General features: G+C 58.4%; 20 protein-coding genes. 12 read left to right on the top strand and 8 right to left on the bottom strand.

Going from position 1 to position 25,576, the window contains the following annotated elements:
• The first annotated feature begins 44 nt into the window (after nucleotides 1-44).
• On the top strand, nucleotides 45-515 hold the full coding sequence (locus NYR50_RS17610) for an Lrp/AsnC family transcriptional regulator (protein ID WP_092773067.1): 471 nt from the start codon (nucleotides 45-47) through the stop codon (nucleotides 513-515).
• Between the two features lie 67 nt (nucleotides 516-582).
• Here NYR50_RS17610 and NYR50_RS17605 read toward each other — a convergent pair whose 3' ends face one another.
• Together NYR50_RS17605 and NYR50_RS17600 are read right to left on the bottom strand one after the other, a co-directional pair.
• Nucleotides 583-1,149, bottom strand: a complete 567-nt coding sequence (locus NYR50_RS17605) for an RNA polymerase sigma factor (RefSeq protein ID WP_006313922.1) — start codon at nucleotides 1,147-1,149, stop codon at nucleotides 583-585.
• Nucleotides 1,149-1,355: a NepR family anti-sigma factor gene (locus NYR50_RS17600; protein WP_006313923.1), complete on the bottom strand. Its 207-nt coding sequence runs from the start codon at nucleotides 1,353-1,355 to the stop codon at nucleotides 1,149-1,151. Before NYR50_RS17600 ends, NYR50_RS17605 begins: the two co-directional genes overlap by 1 nt.
• A gap of 137 nt (nucleotides 1,356-1,492) precedes the next feature.
• Here NYR50_RS17600 and NYR50_RS17595 point away from each other — a divergent pair, with 137 nt between their 5' ends.
• Together NYR50_RS17595 and NYR50_RS17590 are read left to right on the top strand one after the other, a co-directional pair.
• A complete protein-coding gene (locus NYR50_RS17595; RefSeq protein ID WP_418137721.1) occupies nucleotides 1,493-2,287 on the top strand; it encodes a response regulator in 795 nt (264 codons plus the stop codon).
• Between the two features lie 95 nt (nucleotides 2,288-2,382).
• Nucleotides 2,383-3,372: a sensor histidine kinase gene (locus NYR50_RS17590; RefSeq protein ID WP_418137720.1), complete on the top strand. Its 990-nt coding sequence runs from the start codon at nucleotides 2,383-2,385 to the stop codon at nucleotides 3,370-3,372.
• 251 nt (nucleotides 3,373-3,623) lie between these two features.
• On the opposite strand, the gene NYR50_RS17585 is transcribed toward NYR50_RS17590, so the two are convergent.
• The gene (locus NYR50_RS17585) at nucleotides 3,624-5,342 is read right to left on the bottom strand and encodes a sensor histidine kinase (protein WP_418137719.1); all 1,719 of its coding nucleotides are present in this window, start codon (nucleotides 5,340-5,342) and stop codon (nucleotides 3,624-3,626) included.
• A 236-nt stretch (nucleotides 5,343-5,578) separates the two neighbouring features.
• On the opposite strand from NYR50_RS17585, the gene NYR50_RS17580 reads away from it, so the two are divergent.
• On the top strand, nucleotides 5,579-6,154 hold the full coding sequence (locus tag NYR50_RS17580; protein WP_418137718.1) for a PRC-barrel domain-containing protein: 576 nt from the start codon (nucleotides 5,579-5,581) through the stop codon (nucleotides 6,152-6,154).
• A gap of 101 nt (nucleotides 6,155-6,255) precedes the next feature.
• On the opposite strand, the gene galE is transcribed toward NYR50_RS17580, so the two are convergent.
• The 3 genes from galE to NYR50_RS17565 form a co-directional block, all read right to left on the bottom strand.
• Nucleotides 6,256-7,239 carry a UDP-glucose 4-epimerase GalE gene (gene galE, locus NYR50_RS17575; RefSeq protein ID WP_418137717.1) on the bottom strand — a complete coding sequence of 328 codons (984 nt, stop codon included), beginning with the start codon at nucleotides 7,237-7,239 and terminating at the stop codon, nucleotides 6,256-6,258.
• 172 nt (nucleotides 7,240-7,411) lie between these two features.
• A complete protein-coding gene (locus tag NYR50_RS17570) occupies nucleotides 7,412-7,849 on the bottom strand; it encodes a hypothetical protein (RefSeq protein WP_418137716.1) in 438 nt (145 codons plus the stop codon).
• Between the two features lie 4 nt (nucleotides 7,850-7,853).
• Complete coding sequence (locus NYR50_RS17565; RefSeq protein WP_174011207.1) at nucleotides 7,854-8,198, bottom strand: DUF883 family protein; 345 nt, start codon at nucleotides 8,196-8,198, stop codon at nucleotides 7,854-7,856.
• Nucleotides 8,199-8,479: 281 nt separating this feature from the next.
• On the opposite strand from NYR50_RS17565, the gene nspC reads away from it, so the two are divergent.
• Together nspC and NYR50_RS17555 are read left to right on the top strand one after the other, a co-directional pair.
• Nucleotides 8,480-9,577: a carboxynorspermidine decarboxylase gene (nspC, locus tag NYR50_RS17560; protein WP_418137715.1), complete on the top strand. Its 1,098-nt coding sequence runs from the start codon at nucleotides 8,480-8,482 to the stop codon at nucleotides 9,575-9,577.
• Nucleotides 9,578-9,637: 60 nt separating this feature from the next.
• Entirely contained in the window at nucleotides 9,638-10,876 is a 1,239-nt protein-coding gene (locus tag NYR50_RS17555; RefSeq protein ID WP_174011210.1) for a saccharopine dehydrogenase family protein, read from the top strand.
• A gap of 265 nt (nucleotides 10,877-11,141) precedes the next feature.
• Here the strand turns inward: NYR50_RS17555 and NYR50_RS17550 are convergent, their stop codons facing one another.
• Nucleotides 11,142-12,989, bottom strand: a complete 1,848-nt coding sequence (locus tag NYR50_RS17550) for a DEAD/DEAH box helicase (RefSeq protein WP_418137714.1) — start codon at nucleotides 12,987-12,989, stop codon at nucleotides 11,142-11,144.
• Nucleotides 12,990-13,381: 392 nt separating this feature from the next.
• Between NYR50_RS17550 and NYR50_RS17545 the strand changes: the two genes are divergently transcribed.
• From NYR50_RS17545 to clpB, 6 genes are all read left to right on the top strand, one after another.
• A complete protein-coding gene (locus NYR50_RS17545; protein WP_418138268.1) occupies nucleotides 13,382-14,659 on the top strand; it encodes an aspartate kinase in 1,278 nt (425 codons plus the stop codon).
• Between the two features lie 175 nt (nucleotides 14,660-14,834).
• A complete protein-coding gene (ptsP, locus tag NYR50_RS17540; RefSeq protein WP_418137713.1) occupies nucleotides 14,835-17,102 on the top strand; it encodes a phosphoenolpyruvate--protein phosphotransferase in 2,268 nt (755 codons plus the stop codon).
• Nucleotides 17,103-17,232: 130 nt separating this feature from the next.
• Nucleotides 17,233-18,315, top strand: coding sequence for a peptide chain release factor 1 (prfA, locus tag NYR50_RS17535; protein ID WP_418137712.1), 1,083 nt, complete (start codon nucleotides 17,233-17,235; stop codon nucleotides 18,313-18,315).
• Complete coding sequence (gene prmC, locus NYR50_RS17530; protein ID WP_418137711.1) at nucleotides 18,312-19,181, top strand: peptide chain release factor N(5)-glutamine methyltransferase; 870 nt, start codon at nucleotides 18,312-18,314, stop codon at nucleotides 19,179-19,181. The genes prfA and prmC overlap by 4 nt, the downstream gene beginning before the upstream one ends.
• A gap of 396 nt (nucleotides 19,182-19,577) precedes the next feature.
• Nucleotides 19,578-20,363 carry a DUF4167 domain-containing protein gene (locus NYR50_RS17525; RefSeq protein WP_006313939.1) on the top strand — a complete coding sequence of 262 codons (786 nt, stop codon included), beginning with the start codon at nucleotides 19,578-19,580 and terminating at the stop codon, nucleotides 20,361-20,363.
• Nucleotides 20,364-20,727: 364 nt separating this feature from the next.
• Nucleotides 20,728-23,352, top strand: a complete 2,625-nt coding sequence (clpB, locus tag NYR50_RS17520; RefSeq protein ID WP_418137710.1) for an ATP-dependent chaperone ClpB — start codon at nucleotides 20,728-20,730, stop codon at nucleotides 23,350-23,352.
• Nucleotides 23,353-23,421: 69 nt separating this feature from the next.
• Here clpB and NYR50_RS17515 read toward each other — a convergent pair whose 3' ends face one another.
• On the bottom strand, nucleotides 23,422-25,368 hold the full coding sequence (locus tag NYR50_RS17515; protein ID WP_174011222.1) for a M23 family metallopeptidase: 1,947 nt from the start codon (nucleotides 25,366-25,368) through the stop codon (nucleotides 23,422-23,424).
• Nucleotides 25,369-25,576: the final 208 nt, after the last annotated feature.

The raw sequence follows: 25,576 nt of genomic DNA, 5'->3' as shown, positions 1-25,576 counted from the left end.
CAGGCAATATGAACTTTTATGATGAGAGAACAGCGTAAAATCGCATGGCAAACAGTCAAAAAACAGACGGTCTGGATCACTTCGATCTCAAGATTCTCGAGGCGCTCAGCGAAGATGGGCGCATGTCCGTATTGCAACTCTCAAAAACGGTCGGCCTTTCCAAGACGCCCTGCCAGACACGGCTGAAGCGGCTGGTGGATGAGGGCTATATTCTCGGCTTCAGGGCCATGCTCAATCCGCAGAAGCTCGGCGTCGATCACATTGCCTTCGCCGAGGTCAAGCTTTCCGACACGCGGGAAAAGGCGCTGGAAGAGTTCAACACGGCGGTGCGCAAGATCAAGGAAGTGGAGGAGTGCCACATGATCGCCGGCGCCTTCGATTATCTTCTGAAGGTGCGCACCAGCGATATCCGCAAATACCGCAGGGTGCTCGGCGAAAAAATCTCGAGCCTGCCGTCGGTGGCCAATACCTCGACCTTCGTGGTCATGCAGTCGGTCAAGGAAACGGGTATTTGAAAAGCGGATACGGAAAAACGGGCAGACGCGAGTCCGCCCGTTCATTGTCATTGCCAGTTCCGTTCTTTCAGCCCGCCGTGGCGGCGGCGGTGACCGCGCTCATCTGCGCATCAGGACCGAATTCATTTTCGTTTTCGATACCGAGCAGTTCCTGCAGGCGCAGCCGCGCACGGCTCACACGGCTCTTGATCGTGCCGACCGGGCAACCGCAAATCTCGGCAGCTTCCTCATAGGCAAAACCCGAGGCGCCGATCAGCAGGATGGCTTCGCGCTGGTCGTCGGGCAATTTTGCAAGCGCGGTGCGGAAATCCTGAAGGTCGACGGAACCGTGCTGTTCCGGCGGCACGGAGAGGCGCGAGGTATAGACCCCGTCCGTATCCTGCACTTCACGGCCGGATTTACGAATCTGGCTGTAGAATTCGTTGCGCAGGATCGTCACCAGCCATGCCCGCATATTGGTGCCGGGCTGAAAGCTGTCCTGTTTTGCCCAGGCCTTCATAATCGTGTCCTGCACGAGGTCGTCTGCACGGTCCCTCGAGCGGATAAGCGAAATCGCAAAGGCGCGCAGGTTCGGCAAAGCCGCCAGCATTTCCCGCTTGAAATTGTATTCTGTCTGCTCCGGCTCTTTCGCCATCATTCCTCCGAAGCCTTCATGTTGGCTTTGCTTTCGGCTTCATCGAGTTTTTCGAGAAGATCGAGGAATTTATCAGGGATGCCTTCTTCCTGAACGGCATCATAGAGCTCCCTGAGCTTGCGGGAAATCACCGCCCGCCCGGAATGTGGAACCTGGGGGGGCGCCGAGTTGTCCGGCGAATCTTGGTCCGATTGAAACATGCTCATAACGTCCGGTATTCCTTTTGTGTCGTGGCAAGAATGCGCGGTTAAAAAAATAGTTCCGGCGGTCCGGAACTTTTTTTGCGATACACACGTTGCTATCTTGGGTTTGCGTTGCAGACCGCATGAAAGGGGAGAATTCCATGTCAGTTTCTACACGCATCGCACCGCACCTGCCATATCTTCGCAGGTTCGCGCGTGCCGTTTGCGGCTCACAATCAACGGGCGATGCCTATGTTGCGGCAACACTCGAAGCTCTGATCGCCGATATCAGCATTTTTCCGCAGACAAGCAGCGATCGCGTTTCGCTCTATCAATTGTTCGTATCGATCTTTAGTTCCGTCACGATCAATATTAAGACCGACGAAAACCTGTCTGGCTGGGAAAAACGCGCCTCCGCGAACCTCTCCGCCGTGCCGGCATTGGCCCGTCAGGCTTTCCTTTTGACGACGGTCGAAGAGTTCACGCAATCGGAAACCGCAGAGGTTCTGAGGGTGTCCGAAGATCAGGTCAGCAGACTGATCGACGAGGCGGCCTCTGAAATCGCAAGGCAGGTGGCAACCGATATCATGATCATCGAGGACGAACCTCTGATAGCCATGGATATCGAGCAGATGGTGACCGATCTCGGCCATCGCGTCACGGGCATCGCCCGCACCCATACGGAAGCGCTCGATCTCTTCCACCGCACGCAGCCCAAGATGATCCTTGCCGATATCCAGCTCGCCGACGGCAGCTCCGGTCTCGACGCGATGAAGGACATCCTGCAGATGACCACCCTCCCGGTGATCTTTATCACGGCCTTCCCCGAACGTCTTTTGACAGGCGAGCGACCGGAGCCGACCTTCCTCGTGACGAAGCCGTTTAATCCGGACATGGTGAAAGCGCTTATCAGCCAGGCCCTGTTTTTCAACGAAAGCTCACGCGTCGCGGCTTGAAATTTGCCGAAACCGCAGCCTGACCGGGAACCAGTGTGGTGCCCGGGCGTTGGCGGTTATGGTCGTGGGGCTTTCCCGCGGCTTTCTGCAAGGAGATGAATTTGCATCGGCTGGCATGGCATAACGCGGAGAGGGACGAAAGCGAGCTTCACGATTCGCTTGTCCTTGCCTTGCTCGATTCGGGCGAGACAGTCATGCTGCAGGACTGGAACCGCGACTATATATTCGTGGCCAATCTGCCGGATGTCTGGAAACTTCCGGCGGATTCGCACCCGACGGATGAAAATCTGTTCGGCAATGATCTCTCCGCCCGACTGGCTGAACTCAAGAGGGACATGAAGACGGCAGGCAGCCGTGGAATGCTGGAAGTCAATGCCGGCAATGACCGCGTCTTCCAGTTTCAGGTCCACTCCACCTTCAACCAGTCGAACCAGGTGGTGATGAAGACCACCATCCGCGAGGTGACGGCGGAAAGGCGGCGCGAACAGCTTCTGCGCTCGCTGCTGCGCGAGGTCAGCCACCGCTCCAAGAACCTTCTGGCGATCATTCAGAGCCTTGCCGGCCAGACGGCCCGTTTCAGCCTCACCAAGGATGATTTCCTGCGCAAGTTCCGCGGCCGGCTGCATGCCCTTGCCCAGAGCCAGGATCTCATCACGGATTCGGACTGGCGCGGTGCGCGCATATTCGAGCTTTTGCGGCAGCAATTCGATCTTTATGTGCCTGAGTATCCGAACCTCATCCATATTGAAGGCGAAAACCTGCTGCTCAACCCGAATGGTGCGCTTTATATCGGGCTCGCCTTCCATGAGCTGGTCGTCAACACCGTCAGCCACAGCGGCAATCTCGCCTATCACCCGCCGATCTCTCTCCAGTGTCGCCAGGACGGTGATTTTTACATCGTCGAATGGAACGAGCCGATGATGCCATCGAAGGAGCCGGCTGAGGCCAGACGTGGCAGTTTTGGCAGCGTGGTGCTGGAAAAAGTGGTGCCTTCCGCTCTCGGTGGCGTTGCTGAATACAAGCTGACGCCGGAACGGATCGTCTATAGTCTCAAATTCCCCTCGGGTGACGCAGCGGTCGCCTGACAACGATTGCGGAGGTAAGAGTGAGGCCGCGCGGCCGTTTCCACGCCCGAAATAAAAAAGCACGGCCCATTAGAGAGCCGTGCTATTTTTATGACGGGTTTTCAGGGGCGAAACCCGTTATAGTCAGCCAAGCTTCAGGCGGGGACGGGGGAATTGCTTGGCCTGCAGTAAAAATGCACGCTGCCGCATTCGGTTCCCACAGAATGCATTTTTTTTGACGATGACCGAATTTTCGCTGATCGGATGAGGGCTCAGTGTGTCTGCTCGGTCCGCTTGGGGATGAAATAGCGCATCGGCGCCTCCAGCGACCATTCAAAGCCGGTCTTGCGATATTCGGTGGTGACGTTTCCGCCGAAAGCACCTTCCGCATGGCGTTTGATGACGGTGGTGCCGAAGCCCCTGCGGCTTGGCTCGGTTGCGGGCGGTCCGCCTGTCTCGGTCCAGACCAGACGGAGCATCTGCCGGCCGTCTTTTTCAAGCTCTTTCCAGCTTATGGTTATTTGCCCCGGCGGAACCGAAAGTGCTCCATATTTGATGGAGTTCGTCGTCAGCTCATGCACCACCAGGCCAAAGTTCTGCGCCGCTTCCGGAGACAGCATGAAATCGTCGCCCTCCAGGCTGAAGCGTTCCACGACCGTGCCGAAGACATCGAGATGGGTTTCGATCAGCTTGCGGATCGGAAGACCCTGCCATTGAACTTCCGCGAGAGCGCGGATCGACATCCCAAGGCCGCGCAGGCGGTGGTCCACCTCCTTCTGGAATTCCGGAATGCTTTTATTCTCCCTGCCCAGCTGCCGTATCATCGCCTGAACCAGGGTCAGAATATTCTTGGAGCGGTGCACCAGTTCGTGCAGCAAGAGCTGCAACCGCTCTTCCGACTGGCTTCTGTCAAAGGAGGCGTTGGAGAGTGCGATGGCGACCTGGTTGGCCTCCTTGATCTTGGTATCGACGGGGGCCACGATCTCGCCTTCACCGATGCGCTCGGCCATGTGGGTCAGATCGCGGATGGAGCTGCGCAATTGCCGGCCGACCAGATAGGCGCCGCCGATGGCAATCAGCACCAGTACGAAGCTGCCGATCATCATCTGCCGCCAGGTGTCGATCAGCGCCGCCTGGCTCGCGGCAAGCGGCCCCCACATCACGGTCTTCCATTGCCAGCCCGGCAGCTGCGCATAGGCGTAGAGATTGCCCTTTCCGTCGAAAAAATTGCCGCTGAAGGCCTGCATTTCCGAAAGTATGGCGGGATTGACAAATGGTTGGCCCACTTGCGCCTCATCCTGCGCACTGGAAACGACCACGCGGTTGGTGCCATCGATGATCGCGACCGCCCAGTGGCGCGGCAGGTTTTCCGTGGGAATGAGCCGGCTGAGATCACTGGCATTCTGCGTCAGGATCAACGCGTCTCCGGCCGATCCGAGTTCCGGATCGAGTGGCATAGTGATGTTGAATACCCATTCCTTGCTGGTGGAACCAAAAAACAGGTCAGAGACGGTGATGCGGCGGGATTCAATCGCCTTGGCTAGATTTGCTTCGGTCGGGATCTTGCCCAGCGGCTGACCGTAGGGAACGCGCGTGTTAAGGCGCTGCTGACCGTCTTTGGTGACGAGAAGGGCATAGAGGCCCTCCCGTTTCAAACTTTCGGCCACACGCCCCTGAAACGCCGCGAGGTTGCCATTCTCAAGCTCCGGGAATTGCGACAGCAGATTGAGTGACGTGGCGATTTCCTGCAGGCGACGGTCGATATTGCGGGAGACCACCCGCACATCCTCAATGGTTTCCCGTTGCAGGTCGTCGCGTTTTTCCGCTTCGAGGCGCAGCATCAGATAACCGACGAAAAGGATAAGCGGCAGCGTAATGACGGTCGCCATCACCACCAGATAGGTGCCGATGGAGGCCGTCGGGAAAAAATTGGCGCTGCGCCGACGCAAAGCCGAAATGGTTTCTTTCAGTCTGTTGCCGGGTCGAGGCATATAAAAAACTCCGGCAGTCATGGCATTGTTACGGCAGGAATAATAGCGCGCTGTCCTCCGTTAGCAATGGCTGATTTTTTACCTTTGGTTGCTGCGGTTCACGGTATCTCCCGAAGCCGTGATCGAAAAAATCGGAACTATTTCCACAACCGTGCCGTTTGCCAATCGAACCGGTCGAGGAGCGGGAGGAAATATCACCGCCGGCCAGTTGAGAACGATGAAAGGAAGGTACGAAAATGACCAAGAAATTCGCGACTATCTTTACCGCCGCACTGATGGGTACGACTGCTTTCGCGCCGCTCGCCATCGCTCAGGGAACCGCACAGCCTGCACCGGCAAACCCGAGCGCTCAGACCGAGCCGGCAAGCCCTTCTGCAACGCCGATGACACCGGCTGCCCCGACCGCGGCCGATAGCGCCGCAGCGACCACTGGTGGTGCTTACATCACCCAACAGGGTGAAAATCAGGTCAGCGCCAATGATTACATCGGCAAGTCCGTTTATACCGGCGCCGATGAGAGCATCGGTAATGTCACCAATCTCATCATGGAACAGGATGGCGGTCTGGTTGCAGCTGTGATCGGTGTCGGCGGCTTCCTCGGCATCGGCGCCAAGGATGTAGCCGTTCCCATGGACAAGGTCACGATGACGCGCAACACGCAGGACGGCACTATCCGCCTGACCACGACCGAAACAGCGGAAACGCTGAAGGCAGCGCCGGAATTCAAGACGCTGGAACAGAAGGCCAGCGAAAAGAATGCGGCAATGCCAGCCGCCCCTGACAGCACGACCACATCGGCAACCAAGCCCTAATTCCCATACCTGGGAGGCAGGAGCGGGACAGGCGATTATCAGTCGTCCCGCGAAAGCACCGGCCATTTGGCCGGTGCTTTTTTATGTTGGTTTAAGGTTGTTCAGTCCTCGGCATTGCGGGAGGAATGCCACGCCCAGGCGGATTTGATGATATCCGAGAGGGAATAACGCGGTTCCCAGCCGAGAACATCTCTGGCCTTGTCGTTATTGGCAACGAGGGTGGTGGAATCGCCATTGCGCCGTCCGGTATATTCGACGGGGAAGGGGCGGCCGGAGACTTCGGAAATTGCCGCTAGCAACTCCTTTACCGTAGTGCCGGTGCCGGTGCCGAGGTTGAGTTCGACAGTCTCGCCGCCATCCAGCAGGTAATCCACTGCCCGCACATGCGCATCGGCAAGATCGAGAATGTGGATATAGTCGCGCACGCAGGTGCCGTCGCGTGTGTCGTAATCCGTGCCGAACACCTTGAAGCCCTGACGCCGGCCGAGGGCCGCCTCGATGGCGAGCGGTATCGCGTGGGTTTCCGGCTTGTGCCATTCGCCGATGCGGCCTTCGAAATCCGCGCCCGCAGCGTTGAAATAACGCAGCATCACCGAGCGCAGCCCCTTATAGGTGCTGTAATCCTTCAGCGCCTGCTCCACCACCCATTTGGTGCGGCCATAGGGGTTGATCGGCGCCTGCCGGTGTGTCTCGTCGATCGGCACCTGTTCCGGCAATCCGTAGGTTGCACAGGTGGAGGAGAAAACGAACGATGTGACGCCGGCATCGATGGCGGCGGAAAGCAGGTTGAGCGAACCGATGACGTTATTGTCGTAAAAGGCGACCGGTTGCTTGACAGATTCGCCGACTTCGATCAGCGCGGCGAAGTGAAGGACGGCTTCCGGCTGGTGCTTGGCGAAGACCTCGTCCAGCCGCGCCCGGTCGCGAATATCGCCCTGTTCGAAAGGCCCCCAGCGGACGAATTCTTCATGCCCGTTGGAGAGATTGTCAAAAACAACCGGTTCATATCCCCGCTCGGACAGGAGAAGGCAGGTGTGAGAACCGATATAGCCGGCACCGCCGACGACAAGGACTTTCTTCTTCATCAATGGCCTTTCAGAAAATTACGGACGCGCCGAGACTCTATGTCACTTTGTTCAAATAAGGGCGGCGTGGCGCGGGATGCCATCAACCAATCTATCCTTCGCCGGTAACATAAAAAAAACCGCGCATCCATGGCCTGGATGCGCGGTTTGCCTTTTGCGTGTCGCCAAGAAATTACTTGGTCTTTTTGGTGCCGACCCTCGTGGCCAGAAAACCGGCCGCAACAGCCACGGCAAGCGTCGCATAGGGACGCGCCTGAATGGCCAGCGTCAGCAGCGATTGCAGGGCGAGGGGCGCTGCCGCAAGCGGTGCCGCCGTCAAGGGCGCAAAGGCGGGCCTTGCGGCATATACTCTTGGCCGTTTGACGATGGTGAGCGCCACCAGCATGATGACGCCGAGCAGGAAGGCAGAGCCGGCAACAACGAGTGCCGCAGGGCCTGCGCCGACATGTTTGGCGAGATAGATCGATCCTGCCACCACCGCGGCAATGAAGGCGATCAGGAAGAAGATCGCGGTCAGAACCGACAGGATGATCGTCGTGCGCAATCGTCGCGTGACGACGCGCCCTTCACGCTGGGTCTCCCCCAGATAGACCAGCAATGCTTCAAGCATGGGCTTATCGGCGGGTCAGGAGAGCAAGGACGAAACCGACGCCGACCGCAATACCGAGCGACTGGAGCGGGTTCTTCTGAACCTGGTCCGTCAGATTATCGTTGAGCGTGGAGATTTCGTTGCGGACCGTGTCGGCCATGTCGCTCGACGCCGAGATTGCGTCATCGGCAACGCGGGCAGCCTGCGCCTTCAACTCGTGCGACGCTCCGACGCCGAGAGCCTTCACGCTCTTGGCAAGATTTGCCAGATCTTCGCGAAGCTGAGCCAGCTGTGCCGCTACATCGGCTGCATCACCGTTTTCGAGGGATTGCTGGATCTTGTCGTTAACGCTGCTACGCACGCTTGCCATAGGGAAGTCCTTCCTGAACACCGTTGATGGAACGAGTGCATGTCACTGATTGCCACCGTTCCTGAACCTTCGTTTCGGCGGGCGAGACACCCGTCTATCCGCCATTCAAACGCGCCCATGGCGGCTTGGTTCCGCGCGGCCATGTGTTTTCTTTACCGGCATTTCCAGTCGGGGGCGATTTTCGAGGAATTCGACCCCGGACATTTGTTTTCCTGTCACAAGCATCATATAAGGCCCATCATCCAAGACCGACCTTGACTTCAATCAATATGTGAAACGACATGCTCCAGACGCCCTATTACCTCATCGACAAGACAAAACTTCTTCGCAACATGGAGAAGATTGCCTATGTGCGGGAAAAATCCGGCGCCAAGGCGCTGTTGGCGCTGAAATGCTTCGCCACATGGTCGGTGTTCGATTTCATGTCGCAATATATGGACGGCACCACGTCGTCTTCGCTCTATGAAGTGCGCCTCGGCCGCGAGAAATTCGGTGGCGAGACCCATGCCTATTCCGTTGCCTATGCCGATTATGAAATCGACGACGTGATCGCCAATGCCGACAAGATCATCTTCAATTCGATCGGTCAGCTGGAGCGTTTTGCGGATAAAGCATCGGGCATCACCCGTGGTCTGCGCCTTAATCCGCAGGTCAGCTCATCGAGCTTCGATCTTGCCGATCCTGCGCGTCCCTTCAGCCGTCTTGGTGAGTGGGATGTCGCGAAGGTCGATAAGGTCATGGATCGTATTTCCGGTTTCATGATCCACAATAATTGCGAAAACGGTGATTTCTCGCTGTTCGACCGCATGCTGACGCAGATCGAGGAGAAATTCGGATCGCTGCTGTCGCGTGCCGAATGGGTGAGCCTTGGCGGCGGCATCCACTTTACCGGTGACGATTATCCGCTCGACCAGTTCTGCGACCGTCTGCGCGCCTTCTCCGAAAAATATGGCGTGCAGGTCTATCTGGAGCCGGGCGAAGCCTCGATCACCAAAAGCACCACACTTGAGGTGACGGTTCTCGACACGCTGTTCAACGGCAAGAACCTCGCCATCGTCGACAGCTCCATCGAAGCGCATATGCTCGATCTGCTGATCTATCGCGAAACCGCCAAGGTATCGCCGAACGAGGGCGAACACCCATACATGGTCTGTGGCAAGTCCTGCCTCGCCGGCGATATTTTCGGCGATTTCCGTTTCGACAAGGAGCTGAAGGTGGGCGACCGCATCTCCTTTGAGGATGCGGCCGGTTACACCATGGTCAAGAAGAACTGGTTCAACGGTGTGAAGATGCCGGCGATCGCCATCAAGGAACTCGACGGTACCGTGCGCGCCGTTCGTGAATTCGACTTTGCCGATTTCGAGCAAAGCCTGTCTTAAAACCCTGTTTCAACATCCAACGAAGCTTATCCCTGCGGGGAAAAGGAGGCATCACCTGAAATGAAGAAGAACGTTCTGATCATCGGCGCCGGTGGCGTAGCACAGGTCGTGGCGCATAAATGCGCCCAGAACAGCGATGTATTGGGAGACATTCATATTGCGTCACGGACTTTGGAAAAGTGCCGCAAGATTGTCGAGTCCGTACGCGAAAAGAAGAGCCTCAAGACAGATGTGAAACTTGAGGCCCATGCGCTTGACGCTATGGATATCGAGGCGACGAAAGCCTTGATCAAAAAAACCGGCGTGGAAATCGTCATCAATGTCGGTTCGGCTTTCGTCAACATGTCCGTTCTTCGTGCCTGCATGGACACGGGTGTTGCCTACATGGATACCGCGATCCACGAGGATCCAACCAAGATCTGCGAAGCGCCGCCGTGGTATGGAAACTACGAGTGGAAGCGCGCTGAAGAGTGCAAGGAAAAGGGCGTTACCGCCATTCTCGGCGTCGGTTTCGACCCCGGCGTGGTCAATGCCTATGCCCGCCTTGCCAAGGATGACTATTTCGACAAGGTCACCTCGGTCGATATCGTCGATATCAATGCTGGCAGCCACGGCCGCTGGTTCTCCACCAATTTCGATCCGGAAATCAACTTCCGCGAATTCACCGGCGTCGTTTATTCCTGGCAGAAGGGTGAGTGGCAGACGAACCAAATGTTCGAAGTCGGCCAGGAGTTCGATCTGCCTGTCGTCGGCAAGCAGAAGGCCTATATGACCGGCCATGACGAAGTGCATTCGCTGTCGAAAAATATGGACGGTGCCGATGTGCGCTTCTGGATGGGCTTCGGCGATCATTATATCAACGTCTTCACCGTGCTGAAGAACCTTGGCCTGCTCTCGGAAAAGCCGGTCAAGACGGCCGAGGGTCTGGAAGTCGTGCCGCTAAAGGTGGTCAAGGCCGTGCTGCCCGATCCGTCCTCGCTGGCGCCTGACTATGTCGGCAAGACCTGCATCGGCGATATCGTCAAGGGCATCAAGGACGGCAAGGAACGCGAAGTCTTCATCTACAACGTGGCCGACCACAAGGAAGCTTACGAAGAAGTTGGCTCGCAGGGCATTTCCTACACCGCCGGCGTTCCCCCGGTAGCCGCTGCTATGCTCATCGCCACCGGCGAATGGGACGTGAAGCAGATGGCCAATGTGGAAGAACTGCCGCCGAAGCCGTTCCTGAACATCCTGAACAAAATCGGCCTGCCGAACCGCATCAAGGACGAAAACGGCGATCGCGCGCTGGAGTTCTAAGCGCAGCATTCTTGCTGGATAGAGACAGAAAAGCCCCGCGAAAGCGGGGCTTTTTTCTTGGCTTTATCTATCACGCACTGGACGCAAAACGGGCGTAGTGCCAGTCGATGGAAAGAGGAGCCTAACCAGCTACGCGACGTCTTCCTCGGCCCTGTGCCGAGGATCCAATCCCGTTGAAAAACCAATAGTTAGTAGATCCTCGGGACAAGCCCGAGGATGACGTTGAGAGCAGGTACGCCCCGTCGTCGTCAGTGGCAGAGTGATCTCAGCCTTTCGTCGGCTTCGGCCCACGCTTTTCAAACGGCTTGTCCTTCTTGCCTTCGTATTTCGGCTTGTCGCCGAAGGCCTTTTTCTTCTTCCAGGGCTTGTCGTCAGCCTTGCGGTCGTCTCGGGGAGCGCCCGCATTGTCGGATTTTGCGAATTTGCGCTGCGCTGTGGCGGGCCTTGTGTCTTCACGGGCGTTGCCGGTCATTTCCGGCTTGCCTTCCATCTGCTTCAGGCGAATGCCCTTTTCGAGCATCATGTCCTTGCCGATAGCGGAGGTAAAACGGTCGACGGCATCGGCCGCCAGTTCCACGAAGGTTTCCGTCTGCTGCATGCGGATCGCGCCGATATCCTGGCGGGTGATCTTGCCGAAGCGGCACAGCATCGGGATAAGCCAGCGCGGCTCGGCGCTCTGCTTGCGGCCGACGGACAGCGAGAACCATGCGCTGTCGGAGAAATCGGAGCGGTCGCGGCGCGGCGCGTTGTTTTCGGTTGTTTCGAAGCTGTCGCGGCGGGGCTTGCGAGTGTTGTCGAGCGCGACTTCGAAAATGTCTTCCGGTGCCGAACGTCCCGAATGATAAAGGCGCACAAAGGCGGCGGCGACTTTTTCCGCGCCGTGTTGTTCAAGCAGCTTGTTGACGAAATCGCGTTCGTCATCTGTTACCGCTTCGCTCAGCGTCGGGTCGGCCAGAAGGCGGGCGCCATCGCGCTCCACGATCTCTTCAACCGAAGGCGGGCGCACCCATGCGGCGCTGACCTTGGCGCCCTCAAGCAGGCGCTCGGCCTTGCGGCGCTGACTGACAGGTACCACGACGGCGCTGACGCCCTTCTGACCCGCGCGGCCGGTACGGCCGGAACGGTGCAGAAGCGTTTCGGAATTGGTCGGCAGGTCGGCATGTATAACGAGTTCCAGGCCGGGCAGGTCGATGCCGCGGGCGGCAACGTCGGTCGCCACGCAGACGCGGGCGCGACCGTCACGCATGGCCTGCAGGGCGTGCGTGCGCTCGTTCTGGGTCAATTCACCGGAGAGAGCCACGACCGAAAAACCGCGATTGTTCAGGCGGGCCGTCAGGTGGTTCACCGCGGCGCGGGTGGAGCAGAACACAATGGCGTTGCGGGCTTCGTAAAAGCGCAGCGCGTTGATGATGGCGTTCTCGCGATCGGAAGGCGACACCAGAAGCGCGCGATATTCGATATCGACATGCTGCTTCTGTTCAGAAGCTGTGGCGATGCGCACCGCATTCTTCTGGTAGCTTTCGGCCAGCTTGGCGATGCTGCGCGGCACGGTGGCCGAAAACATCAGCGTGCGGCGATCGTCGGGCGATTCTTCCAGAATGAATTCCAGATCTTCGCGGAAGCCGAGATCGAGCATCTCGTCGGCCTCGTCAAGCACAACAGCGCGGATCGACGACAGATCGAGTGCATTGCGCTTGATGTGATCACACAGGCGACCAGGCGTGCCGACGACGATATGGGCGCCGCGCTCCAGCGCCCGGCGCTCGTTGCGGATATCCATGCCGCCGACGCAGGATGCGATGGAGACCCCGGCGAATTCATAAAGCCATTCCAGCTCGCGCTTGACCTGCATGGCCAGTTCGCGGGTGGGTGCGATTGCCAGCGCCAGCGGCGCGGAAGCCTGACCGAAGCGGGTATTTTCCGACAGCAGCGTGGTCGCAAGCGCGATGCCGAAGGCAACCGTCTTGCCGGAGCCTGTCTGCGCGGAAACCAGCGCGTCCTTGTTGGCGAGTTCGGGCGCAAGCATGGCCTGCTGCACGGGGGTCAAGTCTTTATAGCCGCGTTTTTCCAACGCCTGCGCGATCGCCGGGGCGATACCCTGGGTGTCTGTCATCTACCGTCTTTCGGATATGAAGCTGCCCGCATCCGCCCGAAACCAATAGGTCCTAATGTCTCCGGGGCAGCCGATACAGGCCATTTCGGCCATTTGGCCGGTTGCATTGCCGCGCTCATACTGCGAATAGGCCCGTTTGTACAGTGCACCGCGGTACGCTCTTTTACGGGTGTTTTATCCTGCTAACGGTTCTGCGGCGTCTTCCTCCGTTTTGAAGGCGGCAAAAAAGGCGTACCGCATGGTTCATAAACGGCATTGCGTGCCCCCCTCCTTTTCGCTAAGAGACCCGCAACTTGAGGCTCTTTTTTAAGAAAGGGCCGACTGGGTTTGTTCTTGTCCGTCCGTTTTCCTGAAGGAGCCGGCGGGAAAATGGGATGGTACTGGTCAAGGCTATGGCTCGCATTGTCATGAAATTCGGCGGCACGTCCGTCGCGAACCTCGAACGCATTCACAATGTCGCACGGCATGTGAAACGCGAAGTGGATGCCGGCCATGAAGTGGCCGTGGTCGTTTCCGCCATGTCCGGCAAAACCAATGAGCTGGTGGACTGGGTGCAGAATGCTGCGAAGGTGGCCGGCACCAATGCCGCCTCCTTTTATGATGCGCGCGAATATGACGCGGTTGTCGCATCCGGCGAGCAGGTGACCTCTGGCCTTCTGGCAATCACCCTGCAATCCATGGGCATCAATGCACGCTCCTGGCAGGGCTGGCAGATCCCGATCCGCACCGACAATGCGCATGGCGCCGCCCGCATTCTCGAGATCGACGGGTCCGATATCGTCAAGCGCATGGGTGAGGGACAGGTTGCCGTGGTTGCCGGTTTCCAGGGCATCGGCCCGGATAATCGCATCGCGACGCTTGGCCGCGGCGGCTCGGATACGTCGGCTGTCGCCATCGCCGCTGCCGTCAAGGCGGATCGCTGCGACATCTATACCGATGTCGATGGCGTCTACACCACCGATCCGCGCATCGAGCCCAAGGCTCGTCGCATGAAGAAGATCGCCTTTGAGGAAATGCTCGAAATGGCGTCTCTCGGCGCGAAGGTTCTGCAGGTTCGCTCGGTCGAGCTTGCCATGGTACACAAGGTGCGCACCTTCGTTCGCTCCAGTTTCGAGGATCCCGATGCGCCGGGCATGGGCGACCTCATCAACCCGCCCGGTACTTTGATTTGTGACGAGGATGAAATCGTGGAACAGGAAGTCGTAACCGGCATCGCCTATGCCAAGGATGAAGCACAGATTTCGCTGCGCCGCGTGGCCGACCGTCCGGGCGTCTCCGCCGCGATCTTCGGCCCGCTCGCCGAAGCGCATATCAACGTCGACATGATCGTGCAGAACATCTCCGAAGATGGCTCGCGCACAGACATGACCTTTACGGTTCCTTCCGGTGACGTCGTCAAGGCGCTCAAGGTTCTCGACGACAACAAGGCCCAGATCGGCTTTGACGTCGCGCAGAACGAAACGGGCCTCGCCAAGGTTTCGGTCATCGGTATCGGCATGCGCAGCCACGCCGGCGTTGCCGCCAGCGCGTTCAAGGCACTGGCCGAGAAGAACATCAACATCAAGGCCATCACCACTTCCGAGATCAAGATTTCGATCCTGATCGACGGCGCCTATGCCGAACTTGCGGTTCGCACTTTGCATTCCGCTTACGGTCTCGATAAGGCTTGAACCCGAGACATCGGTTCCCGATGCTCCGATTCTTCGGAGTTGCGTTCTTCCGATGTGGCGTTTCATGAAAGCGTGTCCCTTGCGGGACGCGCTTCTCGCGCTATAAATTTTTAAATGACGTTTTGATTCCGGAATATTATGACATTCGGATCGGAAGCGTCGGGGAGCAAACGCGATGAGAGATCTTTCCGCAGGTCCGCGCGTCCTGCTAAAGCGGCTGCGCGAAATGATGGCGGAGCACCTTGAGCCGCAGGAGCGTCTGGACCAGATCGTCCGTCAGATAGCCAGCAACATGGTGGCGGAGGTTTGCTCGGTCTATGTGCTGCGCTCCGACAGCGTGCTGGAGCTTTATGCCACCGAAGGTCTGAACAAGGATGCCGTGCATCTTGCCCAGCTGAAAATGGGGCAGGGTCTTGTCGGCACCATTGCCGCTTCCGCCCAGCCGCTCAATCTTTCCGATGCGCAGGCACATCCCGCTTTCCGCTATCTTCCTGAAACCGGTGAGGAAATTTATCATTCCTTCCTCGGCGTGCCGATTTTGCGCTCTGGTCGTACTCTTGGCGTTCTTGTGGTCCAGAACAAGGCCAGCCGAACGTACCGGGAGGATGAGGTTGAAGCGCTCGAGACAACTGCGATGCTCATCGCTGAAATAGTGGCGAGCGGTGAATTGAAGAAGATCACCCGCCCCGGCGTGGAACTCGACCTGACGCGCGCCGTGTCCATCGATGGCGATGCCTACGGCGAAGGCATCGGCCTTGGTCATGTCGTGCTGCATGATCCCCGAATCGTCGTCACCAATCTTCTGAACGAGGATGCGGATACGGAAATCCGGCGTCTTGCCGATGCGATAGGTTCGCTGCGGCTCTCCATCGACGACATGTTGCAACGCCGCGACGTGCCTACGGAAGGCGAACATCGCGAAGTTCTGGAAACCTACCGCATGTTCGCCCACGATCAGGGCTGGGTGCGGCGCATGGAAGAGGCGATCCGCAACGGCCTGACGGCGGAAGCCGCGGTCGAGAAGGTGCAGAGCGACACCAAGGCGCGCATGATGCGCCTGACCGATCCCTATCTGCGCGAGCGCATGCATGATTTCGACGATCTCGCCAACCGGCTGCTGCGCCAGTTGATCGGTTTCGGCGGTCATAATCCCGCGCAGGATTTTCCGCTCGATGCCATCGTGCTTGCCCGCGCCATGGGTGCTGCCGAATTGCTGGATTATCCGCGTGAGAAGTTGCGCGGACTGGTGCTCGAAGACGGCGCGGTGACGAGCCACGTCGTCATTGTCGCGCGCGCCATGGGCATCCCGATCATCGGGCAGGCGACCGGCATCGTCGCACTTGCCGAAAATAACGATCCGATCATCATCGATGGCGATGACGGCCAGGTGCATCTGCGTCCGATGTCGGATTTGCAGCGCGCCTATGAGGAAAAAGTGCGCCTGCGGGCCAAGCGGCAGGAGCAGTTCCGCGCGCTGCGCAATGTCGAGCCGATCACCAAGGATGGCCAGAAGGTCAATCTGAAGATGAATGCGGGTCTGCTGGTCGATCTGCCGCAGCTGGAGGAATCCGGCGCCGATGGCATTGGCCTGTTCCGCACCGAGCTGCAATTCATGATCGCCTCCAACATGCCGAAGGGCGAGGAGCAGGAAGCTTTCTATCGCTCCGTTCTGCGGCAGGCCAAGGGAAAGAGCGTCACCTTCCGCACGCTCGATATAGGCGGCGACAAGGTCGTCTCGTATATGCGCGGCCAGGAAGAGGAAAACCCGGCACTCGGCTGGCGGGCGATCCGCCTGTCGCTCGACCGTCCGGGCCTGATGCGCACGCAGATGCGCGCGCTGCTGCGCGCTGCCTCCGGTGCTGAACTGCGCATGATGTTGCCGATGGTGACGGAAGTGTCGGAAATCCGCGCCGCGCGCGACCTTTTGCAGAAAGAAGTGCAGCATCTTTCGAAATTCAGCCACGCGCTGCCGAAAAAGCTGCAATTCGGCGCGATGCTGGAAGTGCCGTCGCTGATGTGGCAGCTCGATGAGCTGATGCAGGAGGTGGATTTCGTTTCCGTCGGTTCGAACGACCTGTTCCAGTTTTCGATGGCGGTGGATCGTGGCAATGCACGGGTGTCGGATCGTTTCGACAATCTTGGCAAGCCGTTCCTGCGCATTCTGCGCGATATCGTGCGCGCCGGTGAGAAACACCACACCGCCGTCACACTTTGCGGCGAAATGGCAAGCAAGCCACTTTCGGCCATGGCGTTGATCGGCCTCGGATTCCGCTCGGTTTCCATGTCGCCGACGGCGATCGGTCCGGTGAAGGCGATGCTGCTCGGGCTCGATGCCGCAAAGCTTGCCGAAGAGTTGAACGCGGCGCTGGATGATCACAATTCGCTGGAAAGTGCGCGCGAGGTGTTGTTACGCTTTGCCGCGACGCATTCCATTCCTATTTAGAGCATTTCCAGGAAAAGTGGACCCCGGTTTTCCGTCCGGAAATGCGTTAAAGCAAAAAGTTAGAGCGTTTTCGCGTTTCGAAGAAAAGCCAAAGCGCTCTAAAAGACCTGTTTCATTATTGGAGTGACTGGTGGCGAAGCTTCCCGTCGAAAAAATGCGCGAGTTGGAACGGCGTTTCGGCGAGATCGAAGCGCGTATGTCGGCCGGGCCGGCAGCGGATGTCTATGTGAAGCTGGCTTCGGAATATTCCGAACTTGAGCCGGTGGTGAAGAAAATCCGCGACTACGAAAAAGCGATTTCCGAGGCCGCCGATCTGGAAGCGCTGCTTGCCGATAAAACCACCGAAAAGGACATGCGCGATCTGGCGGAAATGGAGTTGCCGGAAGTTGAGACGCGCATCCGTGAGCTTGAAAAGGACATGCAGGTCCTTTTGCTTCCCAAGGATGCGGCGGATGAAAAAAGCGCGATCCTTGAAATTCGCGCCGGCACCGGCGGGTCCGAAGCAGCCCTTTTTGCCGGCGATCTGTTCCGCATGTATGAGCGCTTCGCTGCGACCAAGGGCTGGAAGGTGGAAGTGCTTTCCGCCAGCGAAGGCGAAGCGGGCGGTTACAAGGAAATCATCGCCACGATCACCGGGCGTGGGGTGTTCTCCAAGCTGAAATTCGAATCCGGCGTGCACCGTGTGCAACGTGTACCGGAAACGGAAGCGAGCGGTCGCATTCACACGTCGGCCGCCACCGTCGCAGTCCTTCCTGAAGCGGAAGACATCGACGTTGAAATTCGCCCGGAAGATATCCGCATCGACACGATGCGTGCTTCGGGCGCAGGTGGCCAGCACGTCAACACCACCGACTCCGCCGTTCGCATCACCCATCTTCCAACGGGCCTGATCGTCACCAGCTCGGAAAAATCGCAGCACCAGAACCGTGCCAAAGCCATGCAGGTTCTTCGCTCCCGCCTTTACGACATCGAGCGTCAGAAGGTGGACAGCGAACGCTCGGCCGACCGCAAGAGCCAGGTCGGTTCCGGCGACCGTTCCGAACGCATCCGCACTTATAATTTTCCGCAGGGCCGTGTTACCGATCACCGCATCAATCTCACGCTCTATAAACTCGATCGCGTGATCGAAGGCGAGATCGATGAACTTGTGGATGCTTTGATCGCCGATTATCAGGCGGGTCAACTCGCCCAGCTTGGCGAACAACAGCTTTGAGAGGCGGCGGTGACGCGACGGTTTCGGCAGAGCTTATCGCCGCCCGCAAACGGCTGCAGGCGGCTGGTGTCGCCGATCCGCTCGTTGATGCCCGCCTGCTGATTGCTGATGTCACCGGTTTCTCACTGACAGATTTCGTGATGAAACCTGAGCATCCAGTCACGCAGGACGAAAGCGCTCGTATTGCGGCTATGATCGAAAGGCGGGCTGAGGCTGAACCCGTGCATCGCATTCTCGGCCACCGCGAATTTCATGGCCTTGATCTTCTTCTGTCGAAGGAAACGCTCGAACCGCGCCCGGATACAGAGGTTCTCGTCGATACGCTGTTACCGGCGTTAAAAGAGGCGGTTTCCCGAACGGGTAGCGCCCGCATTCTGGATTTGGGCACGGGAACGGGTGCGATCTGTCTGGCGCTTTTAAAGGAATGTGCGCAGGCGTCCGGTATCGGTAGTGATATTTCAGCCGATGCGCTGGAAACGGCTGCTAAAAATGCCGCTCGAAATGGTCTCGATTCACGCTTCGAAACCATTCGCAGTAACTGGTTTGAAAAAATCTCTGGTCGCTTTGACATAATTGTGTCGAATCCGCCCTATATAAGAACTGATATCGTCGCAACGCTCGACCCAGAGGTTCGTAACCACGATCCGATGGCCGCGCTGGACGGAGGTCAGGACGGCCTTGCACCGTACCGCCTCATCGCTGCCGACGCAGGCCGCTTTCTTGTGGAAAACGGGATTGTCGGTGTGGAGATCGGTTACGATCAAAGGCTTGATGTTTCCGCTATATTTGCGTCCCACGGCTTCTCTCTTCTGGATGCCGTGAAGGATTATGGCGGTAACGACAGAGTTTTGACCTTCCGGAGATAGTTGTTCGCGATATGTCTGCGGATTTTTTGCAAGGATATTTTGCACAGCAAAAGAAAAGGCTTGGATTTCCGCGGGAAGCGGGATAGTTTGCGCCCACATGCCGGGTGGCTGAGCACGAATTTAGATTCGTCAGGGTATGGGTCTCAGTCCCGAAGCGGGTTCTTTTAGAGCCCTGAAGGCTGGGCGTTTCCGGCATGTGAATCAGTAAACTTTGTTCGCAGGTGGCTCGTTGCAGCATTTTGCGCGACCGGTCGTCATACGCGAGGTCTTGTCTGGGGTTATCTTCAGCAGGGCGCGTGGTGCAGCAATTTCAGGAAAAATTTCCAGCGGTTTTCCGCCCGGAATTGCATGAAAATAATCAGATTGTCAGCAAAACAGAATTCAGGTGAGCAATTGATGAGGCCAGGACAGCAGAACAAGCGCGGCCGGGGGCGTGGAAGCAACAACAATAACAATGGTGGCGGTAACAACAACAACTTTAACCGCAAGGGCGGTAACCCGCTCACCAGGACTTATGACAGCTCCGGCCCCGATGTTAAAATCCGTGGCACAGCCCAGCACATAGCGGAAAAATACACGGCTCTGGCGCGCGACGCGCAGAGTTCCGGCGACCGCGTGATCGCTGAGAACTATCTGCAGCACGCTGAACATTACAACCGCATCATCGCGTCGGCTCAGGCCCAGATGCAGGAACGCTTCCAGCGCGACGACCGCGGCGAGTACAATGCCGCCGATGGCGACGAGATGGATATGAACGACGGCGACGATAACTTCGTTGCACCGCAGCAGCAGGCCGAACAGGTCGAGCGCGCGCAGCAGCCGGAACGCCAGGAACGTACTGAGCGGAACGAGCCACGCCAGGAGCGTCGTGAGCGTCCCGAACGCCGCGAACGGCAGGAGCGTCAACCGCGCCAGCCGCAGGTGGCCACTGACCAGCAGCCGCCGGTCTACGACGCCAGCCAGGCGCCACAGCCCGTCATCGAAGGTACGCCCATGGAAGTGGCCGTCGAGGAAGAGCAGCAGCAGGTGGAAGCACCGGCCGCAGCACCCAAGACGCGTCGGGCAACCGGTCCGCGTCCGCGTCGTCCGCGTCGCACCGCCGCTACGGAAGGTGCCGACGGTGAAGAAGCACCGGCTGGTGAAGATGCTGCAGCAACGACGCTTGAGAATGCTGCTGAATAAGCAGCGTCATCAAACAAGCTCTGCGATTGAAAAACTCCGGCTTGCCGGAGTTTTTTTGTTTTTGGCGATGGGTGTGAGACCGGTCGCCGTCCAAGTCTGATCGCAGGGCGGAATTGATGCCGGTCAAGTCAGGCGAAAATTTCCCGCGCAGTGGATTTTCGCCCCTTTAAACCCATGAAAATGCCTCCCATATTCGTGCAGGATGGACGGAAACCGCATTCGACGGCGACCGACCATCGAGAGGCGACGATCGTGAAATCCTTTGAACACGGCTGTCGTAGCGGGGCTTGCCTTTGAGGGAGCCTCAACCCTAACACCCGGAGCCGTGCCGAAAGCGGGCGGGCCGGTCTATGGAGGTTCGACTATGAATATTGATAAATACTCCGAGCGCGTTCGCGGTTTTCTGCAATCGGCGCAAACCTTTGCGCTTGCCGAAAACCATCAGCAGTTCTCGCCCGAACATGTTCTGAAAGTTTTGCTTGATGATGAGCAGGGCATGGCCGCATCGCTGATCGAGCGTGCGGGCGGCGACGCCAAGGAAGCGCGTCTCGCCAATGACGCGGCGCTTGCAAAATTGCCCAAGGTTTCCGGCGGCAATGGCGGCCTTTCGCTGACGGCTCCGCTCGCCAAGGTATTTTCAACCGCAGAAGACCTTGCCAAGAAGGCTGGCGACAGTTTCGTGACCGTCGAGCGTCTGCTGCAGGCGCTTGCGATCGAAAGCTCGGCTTCCACCTCGGCTTCCCTGAAAAAAGCAGGTGCGACCGCACAGGCGCTCAATCAGGTCATCAACGACATTCGCAAGGGCCGCACGGCCGATAGCGCCAACGCCGAACAGGGCTTTGACGCGCTGAAGAAATATGCGCGCGATCTGACGGAGGAAGCCCGCGAGGGCAGGCTCGACCCTGTCATCGGTCGTGACGACGAAATTCGTCGCACGATCCAGGTTCTTTCGCGCCGCACCAAGAACAATCCTGTGCTGATCGGTGAACCGGGCGTCGGTAAAACGGCGATTGCCGAAGGGCTTGCGCTGCGCATCGTCAATGGCGATGTGCCGGAAAGCCTGAAGGACAAGAAGCTGATGGCGCTCGATATGGGCGCGCTGATCGCCGGTGCGAAATATCGCGGTGAGTTCGAAGAGCGCCTGAAGGCTGTGCTGAACGAGGTGCAGGCCGAAAATGGCGGCATCGTCCTGTTCATCGATGAGATGCACACGCTGGTCGGCGCCGGCAAGGCCGATGGCGCAATGGATGCGTCCAATCTGCTGAAGCCCGCGCTTGCCCGCGGTGAGCTGCACTGCGTCGGTGCCACCACGCTTGATGAATATCGCAAGCATGTGGAGAAGGATCCAGCCCTTGCCCGCCGTTTCCAGCCCGTTCTGGTGGATGAACCGAACGTCGAAGATACGATCTCAATCCTGCGCGGTCTGAAAGAAAAATACGAACAGCACCACAAGGTCCGCATCTCGGATTCGGCCCTGGTTGCGGCTGCGACGCTTTCCAACCGTTACATCACCGACCGGTTTCTGCCGGACAAGGCAATCGACTTGATGGACGAGGCCGCTTCGCGTCTTCGCATGCAGGTGGATTCCAAGCCGGAAGAGCTGGATGAACTGGATCGTCGCATCATCCAGCTGAAGATTGAGCGCGAAGCCCTGAAACAGGAAACGGACCAGTCCTCCGTCGACCGTTTGAGAAAGCTCGAGGACGAACTGGCCGATACGGAAGAAAAGGCGGATGCGCTGACGGCCCGCTGGCAGGCGGAAAAGCAGAAGCTCGGCCATGCCGCTGACCTGAAAAAGCGGCTCGACGAGGCCCGCAACGAACTGGCGATCGCCCAGCGCAACGGTCAGTTCCAGCGTGCCGGCGAGTTGACCTATGGCATCATTCCAGGCCTCGAAAAGGAACTGGCAGCGGCGGAAGCCCGCGACAGCAGCGGTGCCGGTTCGATGGTGCAGGAAGTGGTGACGCCTGATAATATCGCCCATGTCGTTTCCCGCTGGACCGGCATTCCGGTCGACAAGATGCTGGAAGGCCAGCGTGAAAAGCTGTTGCGCATGGAAGACGAGCTTGCCAAGTCCGTTGTCGGGCAGGGTGAGGCCGTTCAGGCTGTGTCCAAGGCGGTTCGCCGTTCGCGCGCCGGCCTGCAGGATCCCAACCGGCCGATCGGTTCGTTCATTTTTCTCGGCCCGACGGGCGTGGGCAAGACCGAGCTGACCAAGTCGCTCGCTCGCTTCCTGTTCGACGACGAAACCGCGATGGTTCGCCTCGATATGTCGGAATATATGGAGAAACACTCCGTTGCCCGGCTGATCGGTGCACCTCCCGGTTATGTCGGCTACGAAGAAGGCGGCGCCCTGACGGAAGCGGTTCGACGCCGGCCTTATCAGGTCGTGTTGTTCGACGAAATCGAAAAAGCGCATCCGGATGTCTTCAACGTCCTGCTGCAGGTGCTGGATGATGGCCGCCTGACGGATGGCCAGGGTCGCACCGTCGATTTCAAGAACACCATCATCATCATGACCTCGAACCTCGGTTCGGAATTCATGACGCAGATGGGCGACAACGACGATGTGGATTCGGTTCGCGAACTGGTCATGGAGCGGGTTCGGTCGCATTTCCGGCCGGAATTCCTCAACCGTATCGACGATATCATCCTGTTCCACCGCCTGCGGCGTGACGAAATGGGTGCGATCGTGGAAATCCAGCTGACGCGCCTCGTTTCTCTTCTGGCCGATCGCAAGATCACGCTCGAACTGGATGAGGATGCCCGCAACTGGCTTGCCAACAAGGGTTACGATCCGGCTTATGGTGCGCGCCCGCTGAAGCGGGTGATCCAGAAATCGGTTCAGGACCGGCTTGCGGAAATGATCCTCGGCGGTGAAATCCCCGATGGTTCGCGGGTCAAGGTAACCTCGGGCACCGACCGGTTGCTGTTCAAGGTCAAGCCCGCCAAGGGTGAGGCCGAGACTGAAACGGCCGATGCGGCATAAAACGAAAGGGCTCCGGAAACGGAGCCCTTTTCATTTGGTCGACACTGTCGGTCTGGAATTCGCTGGCGATCAGCGGCTCGCCACCTGATTGGGCTTTTCATCGATGTTGAGCAGGTTGTCGATGCGTTTTCTCTCGTCGGAGAAACGCGCCAGCGCCACACCGGAAAGCGACTTGCCGCCCGGCAGGCGCACCTTCATCGCATCCACTTTGGTGCCGTTGACGATCAGCTCGTAATGCAGATGCGCACCGGTCGAAAGGCCGGTCGAACCGACATAACCGATCACCTGACCCTGCCGGACCTTGGAACCTTCGGTGACGCCCTTGGCGATCGCACTCTGGTGATTATAGGAGGATACATAGCCATTGGCATGGCGGATCAAGGTCTGGTTGCCGTAACCGGAGGCCCAGCCGGCCTTTTCCACGGTGCCGTTGCCGGTCGCGATGATCGGCGTGCCACGGGCTGCCGCCCAGTCTGTACCGGTATGCATGCGGCTGAATTTCAGGACGGGATGGCGGCGCATGCCGAAACCGGAGGTCATGCGGCCGTTCGGAACGGGGTTTCGCAACAGGAATTGCCGGATGCTCTTGCCGTTCTCGTCGAAATAATCGACGCTGTTATCTTCCGGGCTCTGGAACCGGTAAAAACGTGTCTCGTTGTCACCGAACTTGGCGTTGACGTAGAGCAGTTCGGATTTGTCCGTCGCCTTGCCGTCCGCATCCTCCACCGAGAAGAAGGCTTCCAGCGTATCGGTCGGTTTAAGCTGCGCCTGGAAATCGACGCTGCTGGCGAGAAGCTTGATCAGCTGGGAGACCATGCTCTGGTTCATGCCATAAGCGAGAGCCGCACGGTAAACCCCGTCATAGACGCTGGGCAGATCGCGGCCAGCGGCCGGCGCCGGTGTGCTGTCGAAGGCGGTCGCCACCGCGTCGAGCTTCGGCGGTTCGCTGGCCTTGACGAAATTCTTGCGGTCGTCGATGGCCATGGTGACCATGTGGCGGCCCTTGCGGTAAAGGCTGACGCGCACGATGTCGCTTTTTTCGTCTTCCTGAATAATGCCGACACGCAGGACATCGCCGCTTTCGACATTCTCCGACTGGATCTGCGGCGACAGAAGCTTCGCAATCTCGGACGACTGCGCCTTCGAATAACCGGCGCCGAACAGGGCGGCCTCGATCGTCTCGTTCTGGCGGGAAGGGATCACGTCGTCGGCATATTCCTTGACCGGCACCGAGGGTGATTGTGGAGTGGAAACCGACATGTTCTGTTCAACGACGCGGGCAGCGAGGCCCGCAGTAATGTCGACATCACCCTCATCATTATCGAAACGGCGCGGGTCGATGTAATAAAGGGCCGCAACCTGCTCGTTACCGTCGGTCAGGATCGAGCCGTTGGAACGTACCGCCTCCTCGACCTCATCGAAGCTCAGGGAGCCGGCAAAGGCATATTTGGAATGCTGGACGGGAAAGGCGACGGTTTTCAGGCTGACTTCGGACTCCACTTCGGAACCGTAGATCGTGCCCGTGCGGCTCGCCGCCGGGGCGGGAGCATCCTTGTCGTCATTGCTTGCAAAGATATTCAGAGGGTCGAAGGCAGGATAGTCGTCCTGCTTGGCGTAATTGGAAGCCAGCGGAATCTTGACGTGAGAGAAGGGGACCTTGCGGACCACTTCCTTGTCGCCTTCATTGATGACGGTGGAAACTTCCATGATCGACCGGTCGGACGGCCGGGCCGCGATATTCGGTGCGACGAGACGCGTGCCACGGCGGGCAGCTTCGGTCGCATTGTTTCCCATATCCGCTTTGGCGAAGGCCTCGGCGGGAATGGCAAGCTGCTGGCGGCCGTCGAGAGCGGCAAACAGCGCAACACCCATCAATATGGAAGAGGTAATACCGGTCAGGAACGTACCGGAGAGCCATCGGAGCGAAATTTCGCGACGATCGGGTGCACGGCGTCCTTCCGCCAGAATTGGCGGCTCCGTGCCTAGCGACCGGATCACGTTGCGATCCGCAGTCATACTAGCTGTGCCCCGTCGGTCATGCGCTCTCCAGAAACTTCAGGCGAAGATGTGCAACTTTCAAAGCCGTGAGTCAAATCCATCGACGTCAAGGCAAATACATTGCAGCGCACTATATAGGGACCCGCACAAACAGGCCCCTCTTAACGCTTCGTTAGCAAAGCAATTAGCGAGGAAGCGGGCTAAAACAAGGCGCAGGCCCTGCTGC

This window comes from Agrobacterium sp. El2ro-1b, from assembly GCF_048298475.1.
Lineage (GTDB): Bacteria > Pseudomonadota > Alphaproteobacteria > Rhizobiales > Rhizobiaceae > Agrobacterium > Agrobacterium fabrum.
This window is presented reverse-complemented; position numbering and strand designations above follow the sequence as displayed.